The organism is Pseudomonas allokribbensis, assembly GCF_014863605.1.
Lineage (GTDB): Bacteria > Pseudomonadota > Gammaproteobacteria > Pseudomonadales > Pseudomonadaceae > Aquipseudomonas > Aquipseudomonas allokribbensis.
The window spans coordinates 1,456,925-1,474,002 of record NZ_CP062252.1; the positions used below are offsets into that span (position 1 = coordinate 1,456,925).

Sequence of the window (17,078 nt, forward strand, 5' to 3'; positions counted from 1 at the left end):
TTTTCCGCAAAACCCCCGGTTTTCGGGGGATTCGAAGCATTTCAAGGGCTTACGTTTCGTTACACGGCCATGGCCCGTCATCAGGCTGACGAATGATCACAGACAGTCCCGACGAGCGTGACTAGATTGCAGGTTCCGGGCTCGGATGCGTCGGCAGTGAAGCCCTATAACAATAAAAGAGACGGACCCATGCAGAACTCGACCCAAGCGGCGAATGCCTGGCGCATTCTGTTCCTGCTGTTCCTCGCCAACCTGTTCAATTTCTTCGATCGCACCATCCCCGCGATCATCATCGAGCCGATCCGCATGGAATGGCACCTCAGCGACTTTCAGCTGGGGATCGTCGGCACCGCATTCACCATCGTCTATGCCATCGCCGGCCTGCCGCTGGGGCGCATGGCCGACACCGGCTCGCGCAGCAAGCTGATGGGCTGGGGGCTGGCGACCTGGAGCGCGTTGACGGCGGTCAACGGCCTGGTCGGCAGTTTCTGGAGTTTCCTGCTGGTGCGCATGGGCATCGGCATCGGTGAGGCCAGTTACGCGCCCGCCGCCAACTCGCTGATCGGCGACCTGTTCCCGGCGCACCGTCGTGCGCGGGCCATGGGCATCTTCATGCTGGGCTTGCCGTTGGGCCTGCTGCTGGCGTTTTTCACTATCGGCGCGATGGTCAAGGCGTTCGACAGCTGGCGTGCGCCGTTCTTTATTGCTGCCGTGCCGGGGTTGCTGCTGGCGGTGTTCATGTTTTTCATCAAGGAACCCAAGCGCGGCGCGGCGGAGACTGTGCAAGTGTCGCAGGAGAAAGTCGACAAGCCGATCCGCCGGATTCTCGCGGTGCCGACTTTTCTGTGGCTGGTGATGGCCGGGTTGTGCTTCAACTTCGCCACGTATGCTTGTAACTCGTTTTTGGTGCCGATGCTCCAGCGCTATTTTCTGATGCCGTTGCAGGAAGCGGCAGTGGCCACGGGGCTGATCGTCGGCGTGACCGGACTGATCGGCCTGACGCTCGGCGGCTGGATCGCCGACAAGATCCATCAGCGTGTGGCTAACGGGCGGCTGCTGTTTGCGGCGTTCAGCCTGATCATTTCCACCGTGTGCACCGCTTGGGCACTGCACGCCGGGCGGATCGAGATCGGTGTGTTTGTCGCGCTGTTCAGTGTCGGCTGGCTGTTTGCCTATAACTTCTACACCTGCGTGTACACGGCGATTCAGGACGTGGTCGAACCGCGCCTGCGGGCCACGGCGATGGCGCTGTTCTTTGCCGGGTTGTATTTGCTGGGCGGTGGTCTGGGGCCGGTGGTGGTCGGTGGTTTGTCCGATCACTTCGCCAAGTCGGCCATGATTTCGGCGGGTGCCGAACAGATGACCGAGGCGTTCAAGGCGGTCGGCCTGCATGACGCGATGTACCTGATCCCGGTGGCACTGTTCCTGACCATGGTGTTTCTGTTTCTGGCGGCGCGGTGTTTTGTGCGGGATGCGAAGCGGATGAAGGAAGGGCTGGTCGCGGTGGTTGAGCCTGAGGTGGCAGCGGTCACGGCCTGAGGATGATCGTTCCCACGCTCTGCGTGGGAACGATCTACGGTGTACAAAAAAGGCCCGCATCGCTGCGGGCCTTTTCATGTGTGGCGGAGGAGCAGGGCGGTTTAACCCGCTACCAGCACCCGGATCGCTTCCAGTCGCAGCGCCGCCTTGTCGAGCATGGCCAGGCCTTGCTCGCGCTGTTTGCGCAGGGCAACCAGTTCGCTGTCGCGCACGGTCGGGTTGACCGCTTGCAACGCAGTCAGGCGTGCCAGTTCTTCGTCGGTGTCGGCCGCCAGACGACGGCGGGCCTCGGCCACGCGCTCGGCGTGACGCGGGGTGATCTTTTCTTCACCGGCGTTGATCCGTGGCGTCAGTTGATCGCGCTGGGCCTGGATGAACTTGTTGGCACTGGCGCGTGGCACGCTTTCCAGTTGATCGTTCAGGGTTTCGAACGCCACACGGGCCGACAGGTCGTTGCCATTGGCATCGAGCAGGCAGCGCAGGGCGGCCGGTGGCAGGTAGCGGCCCAGTTGCAGGGCACGCGGAGCCACCACTTCGCTGACGTACAGCAGTTCCAGCAGGACAGTGCCTGGCTTGAGTGCCTTGTTCTTGATCAGCGCGACGGCGGTGTTGCCCATCGAACCGGACAGCACCAGATCCATGCCGCCCTGCACCATCGGGTGTTCCCAGGTGATGAACTGCATGTCTTCGCGCGACAGCGCCTGGTTGCGGTCGTAGGTGATGGTCACGCCTTCGTCGTCGCCCAGCGGGAAGCTGGCATCGAGCATCTTCTCGCTCGGCTTGAGGATCAGGGCGTTTTCCGAATGGTCTTCGCTGTCGATGCCGAACGCGTCGAACAGGGTTTCCATGTAGATCGGCAGCGCGAACTGATCGTCTTGCTCGAGGATGTCCTCGACCAGCGCTTCACCTTCGCCGGCACCGCCGGAGTTGAGTTCCAGCAAGCGGTCACGACCGGTGTGCAGCTCGGCTTCCAGACGCTCACGCTCGGTGCGTGCTTCGTCGATCAGCGTCTGCCACTCGCCATCGTCTGCCTCTTCCAGCAGCGGCAGCAGGCGCGGGCCGAACTGATGCTGCAAGGCGTTGCCGGTCGGGCAGGTGTTGAGGAACGCGTTCAGTGCTTCGTGATACCACTGGAACAGACGCTCTTGCGGGCTGGTTTCCAGGTACGGCACGTGCAGTTCGATGATGTGTTTCTGGCCGATCCGGTCCAGACGACCGATGCGCTGCTCCAGCAGGTCCGGGTGCGACGGCAGATCGAACAGCACCAGGTGATGCGCGAACTGGAAGTTGCGACCTTCACTGCCGATTTCCGAGCAGATCAGCACCTGCGCGCCAAACTCTTCGTCGGCGAAGTAGGCGGCGGCGCGGTCACGCTCAAGGATGTTCATGCCTTCATGGAACACCGTGGCCGGGATGCCGGAACGTACGCGCAGGGCGTCTTCCAGGTCCATCGCGGTTTCGGCGTGGGCGCAGATCACCAGTACCTTGGTGCGCTTGAGCATTTTCAGCTGATCGATCAGCCACTCGACGCGCGGGTCGAATTTCCACCAGCGTTCTTCTTCGCTGGCATCCGGCTGGGCCTGGAAGCTGACTTCCGGGTACAGCTCGGCGTGATCGCCCAGTGGCAGTTCGAGGTATTCGTCCGGGCACGGCAGCGGGTACGGGTGCAGCTTGCGCTCCGGGAAACCCTGTACGGCGGCGCGGGTGTTACGGAACAGCACGCGGCCGGTGCCGTGACGGTCGAGCAGTTCACGCACGAGGCGGGCGCTGGCTTCGGTGTCGCCATCGTTGACGGCGGTCAGCAGGGCTTCACCTTCGTTGCCGAGGAAACCGTGGATGGTCTTGTGTGCGGCAGGCGACAGGCGCCCCTTGTCCAGAAGCTCCTGAACGGCTTCGGCCACCGGGCGATAGTTCTCGCTTTCGGCACGGAAGGCCGCCAGGTCATGGAAACGGTTCGGGTCGAGCAGGCGCAGACGGGCGAAGTGGCTGTCCTGGCCGAGTTGTTCCGGGGTGGCGGTGAGCAGCAGCACGCCGGGAATGACTTCAGCCAGTTGTTCGACCAGCGAGTATTCCGGGCTGACTTTCTCTTCGTGCCAGACCAGGTGGTGTGCTTCGTCGACCACCAGCAGATCCCAGCCGGCAGCGAACAGGGCGTCCTGGGCCTTTTCGTCGTCGACCAGCCACTCCAGCGCCACGAGGGCAAGCTGGGTGTCTTCGAACGGGTTGACGGCATCGCTTTCGATGAAGCGTTCTTCGTCGAACAGCGCGACCTCAAGGTTGAAGCGGCGGCGCATTTCCACCAGCCACTGGTGCTGGAGGTTTTCCGGCACCAGGATCAGCACGCGACTGGCGCGACCCGACAGCAGTTGGCGATGGATCACCAGACCGGCTTCGATGGTCTTGCCCAGACCCACTTCGTCCGCCAGCAGAACCCGTGGCGCGATGCGATCGGCGACTTCACGGGCGATGTGCAACTGGTGAGCGATTGGCTGTGCACGCACGCCACCCAGGCCCCAGAGCGCAGACTGCAACTGGCGGCTGGTGTGTTCCAGGGTGTGGTAGCGCAGGGAGAACCACGACAGCGGGTCGATCTGGCCGGCGAACAGACGGTCGCTGGCCAGACGGAACTGAATGAAGTTCGACAGCTGGGTTTCCGGCAGGGTGACGGCTTCGTTCTCGGCGTTCAGACCGTGATAGACGAGCAGGCCATCGGCATCCTCGACTTCGCGCACGGTCATCTTCCAGCCTTCGAAGTGGGTAATGGAGTCGCCCGGCGAGAATCGCACGCGGGTCAGGGGCGCATTCCTTAGCGCGTACTGGCGGGTTTCGCCAGTGGCCGGGTAAAGCACGGTCAACAAGCGGCCGTCCTGTGCCAGAACGGTGCCTAAACCAAGCTCTGCTTCGCTGTCACTGATCCAGCGTTGCCCCGGTTGATACTGCTGCGCCATGCTGCCTGACTCCCACCTTGAAAAAGCGGGCTATCTTAACGGAATGAGGCCCTGAGGCCAAAGGATTAGGCGTCGCGTGCGGCTATTAAATGCCGACGGCCAACTGAAGGAAGATTAGGTCATGCGTCGGTTTTACGAGCGCTTGCGGCACAACCGAGTGCCAATCCGGTCACAAGTTTGCGACCGATGGCTCAAGGCACCGATGCCGCAGCCGATAGCCTGCTGACAGGAGACCCTTCATATGCTGCCACCGATGCTCCCCTTGAGCGCCGTGCCGATCACTTCCCAGCAGGACCCGATCCGCCAGCGGCCGGACATTCCTCCGGTGGTGCCGGTGCAGGAAAGCTCCAACGAAAGCACGATCGACCTGCAAAAGCGCGATCCGGAAGAAGACGGTTATCTGCTGCGCGAAGAGCAGCGCCGCCAGCAGGAGCGTGATCGTCGTCGCCGTGAAGCCGACGACGACCCCGAAGCGCACCTCGCCGTACCGGGCACCGAACTCAATGCCGACAACACCGTGCCGGTGGTGCCGCTCATGGAAGACCAGCCGCGTCAGGGCTTGTGGGTCGACATCGAGATCTGAGGCTGCGCGGCCAGTTCAGCCAGATTCGTCAGCAATATGTCGATTTCTTCTGCGGTATTCAGATAACTCACCGACACCCTCGCAATCGAGTTCAGCCCGCGCGCCTGCATGTCCAGCGGTGTGTAGGCCACGCCATTGGCGCCGATATTGATTCGCCGCTCGGCCAGCGCCTGCTTCAGTGCCACGCAATCCCAGCCTTCCAGCGTGAAGGCGATCAGTCCGGATTGTTCGTTGGCGGACCCCAGATCTAGCAGTGTCAGCCCTGGAATCTCCTTCATACGCCGGCGCAGTGGTTGGCTCAGCTCAACGATCCGCTTTCGGATTGCCGTTGCTCCGATGCGCTCATGTTCCTCCAGCGCATTGGCCAATCCGGCGAGTAGCGCCAATGACACTTCACTGGTTTCAAAGCGGCGGGCGTCGTCGCGCAAGGTAAAGCGCTGGCCATCCCACGGTGCCGAGAGTACGTCGCGCTGCACGGGCAACAGTCGTTGCAGGAATTCTGGCCGGATATACATCAACGCCGTACCGCGCGGCCCGCGCAGGAACTTGCGCCCCGCCCCCTTGAGCATGTCGCACTGCAAGGCCTGGACGTCACAGGGCAACTGCCCCAGCGCCTGTCCGGCGTCGACGAAATAAGGAATGTCGTGGCGACGGGCTATCGCTCCGATCTGCGTCGCCGGGTTGATCAGGCCACCATTGGCCGGTAGCCAGGTCAGGGCGATCAGGCGCACATGGCGGTCAATCATTTGCGCCAGAGCTTGTGGATCGACGGCGCCACGGGCATCGCAAGGGATCACTTCCAGTCGCGCACCGGCCTTCACCGCTTCGGCCATGCAGGCCAGGTTGCCGGCCCATTCATGGCGTCCGACCAGAATCCGTTCGCCGGGATGCCACGGTCCCAATGCGTTGAACGCCTGGCTCCAGGCGGCTGAACCGCTGCTGGCAAAGGCGATGTCTTCGGGTTGGGCGTTGAGCAGGGCGGCTGCGGCAGTGCGCGCGCGATGCTGCACTTGTATGTCCGCCGTCTCCATCGGCCCGCCGAGCGCTTCGCGTTGCAGTTGCCCGATCACCGCGTCGAGGGTGGCCTGACTTGGGAGTGAGGCCCCGGCGTGATTGAAATGGATCACCTGCGCACAGCCGGGCGTCGCGTCGCGCAGGCGCAGGACTTCGTCGACGTTCACGACTTGAGCTCGAAGATCGCATCGACTTCCACCGCCACGCCGGCCGGCAGACTCGATACGCCGACGGCGGTGCGCACATGGCGGCCCTTGTCGCCGAGGACGTTGACCAGCAGGTTCGAGGCGCCGTTGGCGATCACGCCCTGGCGCGGGAAGTCCGGGGTGCTGGCGATAAACGCGCCGAGCCGGATGATCCGCACCAGTTTTGACAGGTCATCGCCCAAGGCATCGCTCAGTTGGGCCAGCAGGCCTAATGCGGCAAGTTCGGCGGCGTTGACACCTTCTTCGTCGGAGATCGCTTCGCCGAGGCGCCCGAGGAATGCAGGTTTGCCATCGAGCATGGGAATCTGCCCGGCGATGTACAACTGATTCTGACTGATCACGTGGCTGACGTAGTTGGCCACTGGCTGGCTTGGCGCAGGCAGTTGCAGGCCGAGTTGCTGGACGCGTTGTTTGATTGAGTCGCTCATGTGGAGTCCTCCTGAATGAGGACTCCAGCATGTTGGCGCAGGAGGGTGGGCGACAAACGGATAGATTTGATTCGACGTATCCAAAAAACTCATGCGTCGACGATTTGCTCCAGCCATTGGCTGAACGCCTGTGCCGCCGGGCTTGGCGGGCGCTCCGGAGTGACCAGCCAGTAACCGATTTCGCCGGACATTGGCGGGGTGTCGAAGGCTGGCACCAGTGCGCCTTCCTTGAGTCGACGATCAATCAGGCATTGGCGGCCCATGGCGATGCCCTGTCCGGCCACCGCCGCTTCGACCACGATGTTGTAGTCGTGGAGCATGACGCTGGGCACTTGCGCGAGGTCGATGCCGCTGTGTTGCTGCCAGTCGATCCATTCGAACGGCTGGTGCGACTTGGCCATCAGCAGCGGGCCGTTTTGCACGCCGCGGGCCTTGAAGGCCGGGCTGCACACCGGCGTCAGGGTTTCCGTCATGAACCGGCGTGCCTGGACTTTCGGCCAGCCGCCCTTGCCGTAGCGGATTGCCAGATCCACCTCGCCGCCGTCGACATCGGCCAGTTGCACGGCGGGTAGCAACTCGACGTGGATGTTCGGGTATTTGGTGTTGAAGTCCGCCAGGCACGGCGCCAGCCACAAGGTGGCGAAGGAGGCCAGCAGGCCGATGCGCAGGGTGGCGGGGCGCTCGCCGCGCAAGTCGTGGGTGGCGGAGGCAATCGCGGCGAGGGCGGGCTCGATCTGTCGATAGTATTGTTCGCCGGCCGGCGTCAGGTCGATCGCGCGGGTGCGGCGCACGAACAGCGGCTGATCGAGGAACTCCTCGAGTTTGTGCACCTGATGGCTGATCGCACTTTGCGTCACCGACAGTTCGTCGGCAGCCTTGATGAAGCTCAAGTGACGGGCCACGGCCTCGAAGGCGCGCAGGGCCATCAGTGGCGGCAGATCCTGATGCAAGGGCACGGCAGACATCCTCGGAACAGTGCAAAGCGCAGAGTGTGCGGGCAAAAGCGCTGGCCGGTACACGATTTGTTGTATAGCGCCTGCGTCGATGGCTGGTCAGCGCCGGCGCGAGGCCGCATTATTGGCGCAGTCCTGTCGGTGATCCGGCAGTTGTGATTCAGTCCAAGCGATGCACCGAACGCCATGAGCCAAGACGACAAACTGATCGACCTCAGCACCGAACGCGCCAAGCGGGTTCATGACCTCAACGAGAAGCGCCTGAATGAAGTGCGACAGGCGTTCGAGCAGGCCATGCCGTTGGGCAAACCGAAGAAAAAGTCGAAAAACAAACCGAAAAAGCGTTGATCTCCCCTGCATCCGTTGATGCAGGTCAGTTATTTCCCCTCCTTTCTCCCGCGTGTTGACCGGCATTGATCCCGGTCAATTCCTGCGCCTGCCTGATTGGTTAACTTAGTTCCATCGCAGCAGAGCAGGGGCCAGGAGGCCAGTCATGTTTTTCGATAACGTGGTGTTTGCCGGGGTCCTGACCGTGGGCCTGATGGTTCTGTTTTTTGCAGGGTTTGGATTTTTTATCTGGAAAGATGCGAATAAGCGCAAGAAGTAAAGTTGGGTCTTTCTGGATTTGATGAGCACGCAAGGCATTTTGGGGCGACTTCGGTTGCCCCTTTTTTTGTCTTCTTGGCGGCCTCTGGGCCGACCATGTTGTGGGTGTTTTTTGTGAATATCCGTTGCTTCGGGTGTTGCTACTGGCGGTTTCGCCCTTACGGCGAGTCACTTTGGCAAACGCCCCAAAGTAACCAAAACGCTGGGCCCCGGCGTTCGGCGCCTCGCTGAGGCTCGACGTTCCTTCGTTCCGGGATTCATCCGGGGGCATCGCCTCCGGTTTGCTTCGCTGCACCTCCTCTCGATGTGTTCGACTTCGTCGAACGGCGCTACGCGCCCACCCCCGGATGAATCCCTCCACTCAGCCTGCCGAAGGGGCCGGCACGTCAAAAGCGGTACTCGAGCTAACGCTCATCGTGTTGAGTGGTGGGAAGCGGAAGCTAACAGCTTGATCGTTCCCACGCTCTGCGTGGGAATGCAGCCCGGGACGCTCCGCGTCCCATTTCTGAAGCCAACAAAAAAGGCGTGATCCTCTCGAATCACGCCTTTTTCATTATCACGATCTATCAGCTACCCAGCGCCTTCGACGCCAGCCAGAACAAACCAGCCGACAGGGCCACGGTGGCTGGCAGGGTCAGGACCCAGGCCAGCAGGATGGTTTTCACCGTGCCGCCTTGCAGGCCGCTTTTGTTGGCGACCATGGTGCCGGCCACGCCCGAGGAGAGGACGTGGGTGGTGGACACCGGCAGGCTGAAGATGTTGGCCAGGCCGATCAGGCTGGCGGTGGTGATCTGGGCCGACATGCCTTGCGAGTAGGTCATGCCTTGCTTGCCGATCTTCTCGCCGATGGTCAGTACCACGCGTTTCCAGCCAACCATGGTGCCCAGGCCCAGGGCCAGGGCGACCGCCAGAATCACCCAGAACGGGGCGTATTCGGTGGTGGTGGTCAGGTCTTTGCGCAGTTTGTCCAGGTCGGCTTTTTCACGAGCGGCGAGGCCAGGCAGTTTGCTGACTTTCTTCGCGGTGTCGTCCAGGCAGAGCAGGTAGCGACGCACTTCGATGCGGCTTTCCGACGACAGCGAGTGGTAGTCCGCCACACCTTTGAGGGTGTCGAGCAGGGCATTGATGGTCGGTTCGGTCTGTTGCGGGTTGCAACGGAATTTCTCCGGCAGGTCGCCTTCCACGCTTTTGCCCAGCGCCAGGAATTCGCCCAGGGTATCGGCGTTGCGCTTGTAGAACTGGCTCAGGTGCAGGGTCGCATCGCGAGTACGTTCGATCTGGTAAGTGGTGCTGTTCAGGTCGAGTACGAACTGCGCAGGCACGATACCGATCAGTACCAGCATGATCAGGCCGATGCCTTTCTGGCCGTCGTTGGAGCCGTGCACGAAGCTCACGGCCATGGCCGAGATCACCAGGACCAGACGGTTCCAGAACGGTGGGTGCTTCTTGTCGTCGATCTTGCGGCGCTGTTCAGGCGTCTTGTGCATTTTCGACAGCGGGCGCCACCATTTCAGGCCGATCAGGATCAGCGCGGCGATCAGGAAACCGGCCATCGGCGAGAACACCAGCGAAGCGCCGATGTCGATCGCTTTCTGCCAGTTGACGCCGTCGGCCAGTGGAATCTCGTTGATCAGGGCGTTGGCCAGGCCGACACCGAGGATCGAACCGATCAGGGTGTGGGAACTGGAGGCCGGGATACCGAAGTACCAGGTGCCCAGGTTCCAGGCGATGGCGGCGGCGAGCAGCGAGAACACCATTGCCAGACCATGGCCGGTGTTCACATTGATCAGCAGTTCTACCGGCAGCAAGTGGACGATGGCATACGCCACGCCGACACCGCCCAGCAATACGCCGAGGAAGTTGAACACGCCCGAGAAGAACACCGCCAGGTGAGGCGGCATCGCTTTGGTGTAGATAACAGTGGCTACCGCGTTAGCGGTGTCATGAAATCCATTGATGAACTCGAAGGCGAGGACAAATGTCAGGGCGAGCAGGAGGCTCACAAGCACCCAGGCATCCAGTCCGCTGAATAAATCGATCATGAAGGTTTTCTGACCCGGTCATAAGGGGGCGCGATTATGCCAGAAAAGACTGGAAATCGATCCCCTACCTGCTCATCGGTAACCTTCTTCGCCAAATTAATTTGTATCAAGGTGCATTACCCAAGCTTTTTACAGGGTTTTGCAAGGTGTTGATTCAATTGGAAAAAATGCGAAGCGTCGGCGGATTGGCCGGTGTGCGAGAGGGGGCAGAAGCGTGTATGAAATATCTGAGAAACGTGTCTGACATGCTCCAAACCTGTGCAATACAGGGGAGTTGGCCGCTGCCCGCGGGTAGCGGGCGCGCAAGGCATCGTCAGTCCACCGTGCTTGTAACCCGGTGAGTACGCTTACCCTCGAAAGTCTCAAAGGAAGGCATCAAGGCTCTTCGGCTTTGAGTTCCTCTTCCATTTTTTTCAGTTCTTGCTGGAAGACCTGATCCTGAACGGTGGGGCGTTTACGCCAGGCTTTGCGTTCCGGTTCGGGCTGGGCGGCGTAGGTGGTGACTTCCCCGCCGTAAACTTCCTTGTAACGTTGTTCCTGGCGCTCAAGTTCCGCGCGCAGTTCGTCTTTCGTCACAGTGCTACCTGTATGAGTTGAGATAAATGTCTGGTGAAACGCACTGCAACGAATCGATTGAACCGGTTCGCCAACAAGCCACGGCCTGAACAGGCAGCGGTGTTATCGGCAGGGCGGTCAAGACTTCCATGTTACAGGCGGCTACGGCACCAGATTAAAACTGACGCAGCATCAGTTTCCTGTTTCAGCGAGCGCGCTGGCGGTGCATGGGTGATGATCATCAGGCGCTGGCCGGGGCTGAAGGCAATGGACATTACCTCAGCGAATGGCGTCGACGGCAAATAAAAGTGCGGCGCCACTGAGGTGCATTATAGCGGCCGATTCGGGATTGACTATCTTTGCCAAGTTAAAAACGGTTCCGGATGTGTGATTGTTTTGTGACTCGCAACTTTTACCCATAGTTGCATCGTTGTTGTCGGGTGTTGTGTTTCTGGCGCCATTTAGCCGAACAACTAAGGCGCCGGGTGCATGAGGTGATACCGAGTTTAAAACGGTCGTGAGCGATTCCCGCCGGGACGCAGGGATCGTTGCGATTATCGGTCGACGGTTCGATAATCGCCCGGTGTTGGCGATCTGGCGCTTGTGCATCTGTCTGCGAGCCGCTTGTATAGCCGTCGATCCGTACAGGAAAAAGGACCTGACATGAACGATCAAATGCGCAATTCCTTTACGTCGGTGGCGCCGCCGATCGTTGCTTCACCGGCCAAACGCATCCAGGCCCTGACCGGTGATCCGGACTTCATGACCTCTCTGGCCCGTGGCCTGGCGGTGGTCCAGGCGTTTCAGGAACGCAAGCGTCACTTGACCATCGCCCAGATCAGCCACCGTACGGAAATTCCCCGTGCCGCCGTGCGCCGTTGCCTGCATACGCTGATCAAGCTCGGCTACGCCACCACCGACGGCCGTACTTATTCGTTGCTGCCCAAAGTGCTGACCCTCGGTCACGCCTATCTGTCTTCGACGCCGCTGGCGGTTTCCGCCCAGCCTTACCTCGACCGCATGAGCGAGCAACTTCACGAGGCCTGCAACATGGCCACGCTGGAAGGTGACGACATTCTCTACATTGCCCGTTCGGCCACGACTCAACGCCTGATCTCGGTGGACCTGTCGGTGGGCGGGCGTCTGCCGGCGTATTGCACGTCCATGGGGCGGATTCTGCTGGCGGCGCTGGACGACACGTCGTTGCGCGAATACCTCGACCACGCCGAACTGGTGGCCAAGACCAGCCGCACGCTCCACACCCCCGACACCTTGCTCGAGTGTTTGCAGGAAGTGCGGCAGCAGGGTTGGTGTATCGTCGATCAGGAACTGGAGCAAGGCCTGCGTTCGATTGCGGTGCCGGTGTACGACGCCTCCGGCCAGGTGGTGGCCGCGCTCAACGTCAGCACCCACGCCGGTCGCGTCAGCCGTACCGAACTGGAACAGCGCTTTCTGCCGGGTCTGTTGAGTGCCAGCCGCGACCTTAGCGCGCAGTTGTTCGCCTGATGAAGCTGTTCGATAAACGCACAGAGTTGCGTTTATCGAATTGACGCTAAAACCCCCGGATCATTAATGTCGCGGCAGCGTCATCCGGCGCTGTTGTGAATGAGCCCGCCGGATCGTCGACTCCCATAATAATGACAAGAGGCAACTTCCCATGCGCACGTTCCCCGACTGTCGCCGCTCCCGTTCCTGTTGCCGGTTTTAGCGCAACGCCTGATTCCCTCCTTATATGCTTGTGTCCGTGCCAGTCTTTGGCCGGTCGCCGTTCGACTGCGTTTTTTGCGTGGAATAAAAATAATGAACCAGCCTCAGTCCGCTGTGGGTAACTGCCTCGACGTGCAGTCCTTCATCAACGCTCAACCGATCTCGCGCTATCAGTGGCGCGTGGTGATTCTGTGTTTCCTGATTGTGTTCCTCGATGGCCTCGACACTGCGGCCATGGGGTTTATCGCACCGGCCCTGTCCCAGGACTGGGGCATCGACCGCGCCAGCCTCGGCCCGGTAATGAGCGCCGCGTTGATCGGCATGGTTTTCGGCGCACTGGGCTCCGGGCCGCTGGCTGACCGCTTCGGGCGAAAGGTCGTACTGGTCGGCGCGGTCTTTCTGTTCGGGGCTTTCAGCCTGGCGTCGGCCTACGCCACCAACGTCGAGCAATTGCTGGTGCTGCGTTTCCTCACCGGTCTGGGATTGGGCGCGGGCATGCCGAACGCCACCACGCTGCTGTCGGAATACACCCCGGAGCGCAAAAAGTCGCTGCTGGTGACCAGCATGTTCTGCGGTTTCAACCTCGGAATGGCCGGAGGCGGGTTCATCTCGGCCAAGCTGATTCCGGCGTTCGGCTGGCACAGTTTGTTGCTGATCGGCGGGATTCTGCCGCTGATCCTCGCCGTGGTGTTGCTGGTCTGGCTGCCGGAGTCGGCGCGTTACCTGGTGGTGCGTAATCGCGGCACCGACAAAGTCCGCAAGACCCTCGCACCGATCGACCCGGCCACCGTCGCCCAGGCAGCGAGTTTCAGCGTGCCGGAACAGAAAACCGTCAAGGCACGCAACGTATTCGCGGTGATTTTCTCCGGCACCTACAGCACCGGCACGCTGTTGCTGTGGCTGACCTACTTCATGGGTCTGGTGATCGTGTACCTGCTGACCAGTTGGCTGCCGACCCTGATGCGCGACAGCGGCGCGAGCATGGAGCAGGCCGCCTTCATCGGCGCGTTGTTCCAGTTCGGCGGGGTGTTGAGCGCGGTCGGCGTAGGCTGGGCGATGGACCGCTTCAATCCGCACAAGGTCATCGGCATTTTCTACCTGCTGGCCGGGGTGTTTGCCTACGCGGTCGGGCAGAGCCTGGGCAACATCACGCTGCTGGCGACGCTGGTGCTGGTGGCGGGCATGTGCGTCAACGGCGCGCAATCGGCGATGCCGTCGCTGGCGGCGCGGTTTTACCCGACTCAAGGCCGGGCGACCGGTGTCTCGTGGATGCTCGGGATCGGCCGGTTCGGTGCGATTCTCGGGGCGTGGATGGGCGCGACCCTGCTGGGCCTGGGCTGGAATTTCGAACAGGTGCTGACAGCGCTGGTGATCCCGGCCGGGCTGGCGACGGCAGCGGTGGTGATCAAGGGCCTGGTCAGTCACGCGGACGCGACCTGATATCCACTCCGCTCACTCCCGTACCGGGTGCGGGAGTGATCATTAGGTTGATAACAATCTGTTCGATAAACGAACACTCAGTCGATTATCGGATTGTTTGGCGAAAATCAGCGGCTTAATCTTCAGTGACTCCGGCGCACAACCTCGCGCCTTTTTATCACTGGCGATCCACTACAAAAACGGGAGCCCGCTCCATGGCTGAGATCCTTTCGCTGCACGACGCGGTGAAGCAATTCGTCAACGACGGCGACACCGTCGCGCTCGAAGGCTTCACTCACCTGATCCCTACGGCGGCAGGTCATGAAATCATTCGTCAGGGCAAGAAAGATCTGACCCTGGTGCGGATGACGCCTGACCTGATCTACGACCAACTGATCGGCGCCGGTTGTGCACGCAAGCTGATCTTCTCCTGGGGCGGCAACCCTGGCGTGGGTTCGCTGCACCGTCTGCGCGACGCGGTCGAGAAACAATGGCCGCACGCCCTGGAAATCGAAGAACACAGCCACGCCGACCTGGCCAATGCCTACGTCGCCGGCGCCTCCGGCCTGCCGTTTGCGGTGCTGCGGGCCTACGCCGGTTCTGACCTGCCGAAGGTCAACCCGCTGATCAAGTCCGTGACGTGCCCGTTCACCGGTGAAGTGCTGGCGGCGGTGCCGTCGGTGCGCCCGGACGTGACCGTGATCCACGCCCAGAAAGCCGACCGTCAGGGCAACGTGTTGCTGTGGGGCATTCTCGGTGTGCAGAAAGAAGCCGCGCTGGCCGCCAAGCGTTGCATCGTCACCGTCGAAGAAATCGTCGACAACCTCAACGCGCCGATGAACGCCTGTGTGCTGCCGACCTGGGCCTTGAGCGCGGTCTGCCATGTGCCCGGTGGCGCGCATCCGTCCTACGCCCACGGTTACACCGAGCGTGACAACCGCTTCTATCAGGCGTGGGATCCGATCGCCCGCGACCGTGAGACGTTTACCGCGTGGATCAACGAATACATCCATGGCTGCGCTGACTTCAGCGAGTTCCAGGCCAAATTGGCCGCTGCTTCGGAGGCCAAGTAATGACTTACACCACCAATGAAATGATGACCGTCGCCGCGGCCCGTCGCCTGAAGAACGGCTCGGTGTGCTTCGTCGGCATCGGCCTGCCATCGAAAGCCGCCAACCTGGCGCGGCTGACCTCTTCGCCGGACGTGGTGCTGATCTACGAGTCCGGCCCGATCGGTGCAAAACCCAGCGTACTGCCGCTGTCGATCGGTGACGGCGAACTGGCGGAAACCGCCGACACCGTCGTGCCGACCGGTGAGATTTTTCGCTACTGGCTGCAGGGCGGACGCATCGACGTCGGTTTTCTCGGCGCAGCGCAGGTCGACCGTTTCGGCAACATCAACACCACCGTGGTTGGCGATTATCACCAGCCGAAAGTGCGTCTGCCGGGTGCCGGTGGTGCGCCGGAGATCGCCGGTTCCGCCAAAAGCGTGCTGATCATCCTTAAACAGTCGGCGCGTTCGTTTGTCGACAAGCTCGATTTCATTACCTCGGTCGGCCATGGCGAGGGCGGCGATTCGCGCAAACGTCTGGGCCTGCCGGGCGCCGGCCCGGTCGGGATCATTACCGACCTGTGCATCATGGAGCCGGAAGAGGGCACCCACGAATTCGTGGTCACCGCACTGCACCCGGGCGTGACCCGCGAGCAAGTGGTCGCCGCCACCGGTTGGGCGATCCGTTTTGCCGACAGCGTCGCCACCAGCGCCGAACCGACCGAGGTCGAGCTGACCGCCCTGCGCGATCTCGAAGCCCGCACAGCAGCGGCCCACGGCCAGGCACCGGGAGAAGCATGATGCGCGACGTTTATATCTGCGATGCGATTCGTACCCCCATCGGTCGTTTCGGTGGCGGTCTGGCGGCTGTTCGCGCCGACGACCTGGCCGCCGTGCCGATCAAGGCCCTGATGGAGCGCAATCCGTCGGTGGACTGGAGCGCCATCGACGAAGTATTCCTTGGCTGCGCCAACCAGGCCGGCGAAGACAACCGCAACGTGGCGCGCATGGCGTTGCTGCTGGCCGGTCTGCCGGACAGCGTTCCGGGTGTCACCCTCAATCGTCTCTGCGCGTCGGGCATGGACGCCATCGGCACGGCGTTCCGCGCCATCGCCAGTGGCGAAATGGAGCTGGCGATTGCCGGCGGTGTCGAGTCGATGTCCCGCGCGCCGTTCGTGATGGGCAAGGCTGACGCGGCGTTTTCGCGCAACATGAAACTGGAAGACACCACCATCGGCTGGCGCTTCATCAACCCGTTGATGAAGGCGCAGTACGGCGTCGACGCAATGCCGCAGACCGCCGACAACGTCGCTGACGATTACGAAATTTCCCGCGAGGACCAGGACGCTTTCGCCCTGCGCAGCCAGCAACGTACTGCTGCTGCCCAGGCTGCCGGCTACTTCGCCGAAGAAATCGTCGAAGTGCGGATCGCCCACAAGAAGGGTGAAACCGTGGTCAGCCAGGACGAACACCCTCGCGCCGACACCACGATTGAAGCCCTGACCAGACTGAAACCGGTCAACGGCCCGGACAAGACTGTCACCGCCGGCAACGCTTCGGGCGTGAATGACGGTGCCGCCGCGCTGATTCTGGCTTCGGCTGAAGCTGTGAAAAAACACGGTTTGACCGCTCGCGCCAAAGTGCTGGGCATGGCCAGTGCCGGCGTCGCACCACGGGTGATGGGCATCGGCCCGGTGCCGGCAGTGCGCAAACTCACCGAACGCCTTGGCGTGGCAGTTAGCGATTTCGATGTGATCGAACTCAACGAAGCGTTTGCCAGCCAAGGTCTGGCGGTATTACGCGAACTGGGACTGGCGGACGACGCGGCCCAAGTCAACCCGAACGGCGGCGCGATTGCCCTCGGTCATCCGTTGGGCATGAGCGGCGCACGTCTGGTGCTGACTGCCCTGCATCAGTTGGAAAAGACCGGTGGCAAGAAAGGTCTGGCGACCATGTGCGTCGGTGTCGGCCAGGGTCTGGCCCTGGCCATCGAACGCGTCTGACGCAAGCCGTGACGAACAAGAACA

The 17,078-nt window shown here is 61.7% G+C and carries 15 protein-coding genes; 9 read left to right on the top strand and 6 right to left on the bottom strand.

All coding sequences use genetic code 11. The features are described from left to right. Positions 1-189: 189 nt before the first annotated feature. Complete coding sequence (locus tag IF199_RS06620) at positions 190-1,539, top strand: spinster family MFS transporter (protein WP_192559965.1); 1,350 nt, start codon at positions 190-192, stop codon at positions 1,537-1,539. 101 nt (positions 1,540-1,640) lie between these two features. Here the strand turns inward: IF199_RS06620 and rapA are convergent, their stop codons facing one another. Continuing rightward, a complete protein-coding gene (gene rapA, locus IF199_RS06625) occupies positions 1,641-4,487 on the bottom strand; it encodes an RNA polymerase-associated protein RapA (protein WP_096819498.1) in 2,847 nt (948 codons plus the stop codon). A gap of 241 nt (positions 4,488-4,728) precedes the next feature. Here rapA and IF199_RS06630 point away from each other — a divergent pair, with 241 nt between their 5' ends. Then, positions 4,729-5,070: an aspartate-semialdehyde dehydrogenase gene (locus IF199_RS06630; RefSeq protein ID WP_096819497.1), complete on the top strand. Its 342-nt coding sequence runs from the start codon at positions 4,729-4,731 to the stop codon at positions 5,068-5,070. Here IF199_RS06630 and IF199_RS06635 read toward each other — a convergent pair. The 3 genes from IF199_RS06635 to IF199_RS06645 form a co-directional block, all read right to left on the bottom strand. After that, positions 5,040-6,251 carry an aminotransferase class V-fold PLP-dependent enzyme gene (locus tag IF199_RS06635; protein WP_192559966.1) on the bottom strand — a complete coding sequence of 404 codons (1,212 nt, stop codon included), beginning with the start codon at positions 6,249-6,251 and terminating at the stop codon, positions 5,040-5,042. The genes IF199_RS06630 and IF199_RS06635 overlap by 31 nt on opposite strands. Beyond that, entirely contained in the window at positions 6,248-6,718 is a 471-nt protein-coding gene (locus IF199_RS06640) for a RidA family protein (RefSeq protein ID WP_192559967.1), read from the bottom strand. The genes IF199_RS06635 and IF199_RS06640 overlap by 4 nt, the downstream gene beginning before the upstream one ends. 89 nt (positions 6,719-6,807) lie before the next feature. Beyond that, the gene (locus tag IF199_RS06645) at positions 6,808-7,674 is read right to left on the bottom strand and encodes a LysR substrate-binding domain-containing protein (RefSeq protein WP_192559968.1); all 867 of its coding nucleotides are present in this window, start codon (positions 7,672-7,674) and stop codon (positions 6,808-6,810) included. Between the two features lie 183 nt (positions 7,675-7,857). Between IF199_RS06645 and IF199_RS06650 the strand changes: the two genes are divergently transcribed. Beyond that, a complete protein-coding gene (locus IF199_RS06650; RefSeq protein WP_096819493.1) occupies positions 7,858-8,019 on the top strand; it encodes a hypothetical protein in 162 nt (53 codons plus the stop codon). Positions 8,020-8,164: 145 nt separating this feature from the next. Further along, a complete protein-coding gene (gene ccoM / locus IF199_RS30445; protein WP_003222396.1) occupies positions 8,165-8,278 on the top strand; it encodes a cytochrome c oxidase subunit CcoM in 114 nt (37 codons plus the stop codon). 565 nt (positions 8,279-8,843) lie between these two features. Here the strand turns inward: ccoM and IF199_RS06655 are convergent. Beyond that, complete coding sequence (locus IF199_RS06655; protein ID WP_096819492.1) at positions 8,844-10,319, bottom strand: inorganic phosphate transporter; 1,476 nt, start codon at positions 10,317-10,319, stop codon at positions 8,844-8,846. 375 nt (positions 10,320-10,694) lie between these two features. Beyond that, positions 10,695-10,895 (bottom strand): hypothetical protein, encoded by a 201-nt coding sequence (locus IF199_RS06660; protein WP_007957826.1) that lies wholly within the window; start codon positions 10,893-10,895, stop codon positions 10,695-10,697. A gap of 642 nt (positions 10,896-11,537) precedes the next feature. Between IF199_RS06660 and pcaR the strand changes: the two genes are divergently transcribed. The 5 genes from pcaR (at position 11,538) to pcaF (ending at position 17,054) form a co-directional block, all read left to right on the top strand. Further along, the gene (pcaR, locus tag IF199_RS06665) at positions 11,538-12,380 is read left to right on the top strand and encodes a pca regulon transcriptional regulator PcaR (RefSeq protein ID WP_096819491.1); all 843 of its coding nucleotides are present in this window, start codon (positions 11,538-11,540) and stop codon (positions 12,378-12,380) included. 294 nt (positions 12,381-12,674) lie between these two features. Further along, positions 12,675-14,021 carry a 4-hydroxybenzoate transporter PcaK gene (gene pcaK / locus IF199_RS06670; RefSeq protein WP_096819490.1) on the top strand — a complete coding sequence of 449 codons (1,347 nt, stop codon included), beginning with the start codon at positions 12,675-12,677 and terminating at the stop codon, positions 14,019-14,021. A 194-nt stretch (positions 14,022-14,215) separates the two neighbouring features. Next, positions 14,216-15,073, top strand: a complete 858-nt coding sequence (locus tag IF199_RS06675) for a CoA transferase subunit A (protein ID WP_003222404.1) — start codon at positions 14,216-14,218, stop codon at positions 15,071-15,073. Beyond that, positions 15,073-15,852 carry a CoA-transferase subunit beta gene (locus tag IF199_RS06680; protein WP_096819489.1) on the top strand — a complete coding sequence of 260 codons (780 nt, stop codon included), beginning with the start codon at positions 15,073-15,075 and terminating at the stop codon, positions 15,850-15,852. The genes IF199_RS06675 and IF199_RS06680 overlap by 1 nt, the downstream gene beginning before the upstream one ends. Continuing rightward, positions 15,849-17,054 carry a 3-oxoadipyl-CoA thiolase gene (gene pcaF / locus IF199_RS06685; protein ID WP_192559969.1) on the top strand — a complete coding sequence of 402 codons (1,206 nt, stop codon included), beginning with the start codon at positions 15,849-15,851 and terminating at the stop codon, positions 17,052-17,054. The genes IF199_RS06680 and pcaF overlap by 4 nt, the downstream gene beginning before the upstream one ends. Positions 17,055-17,078: the final 24 nt, after the last annotated feature.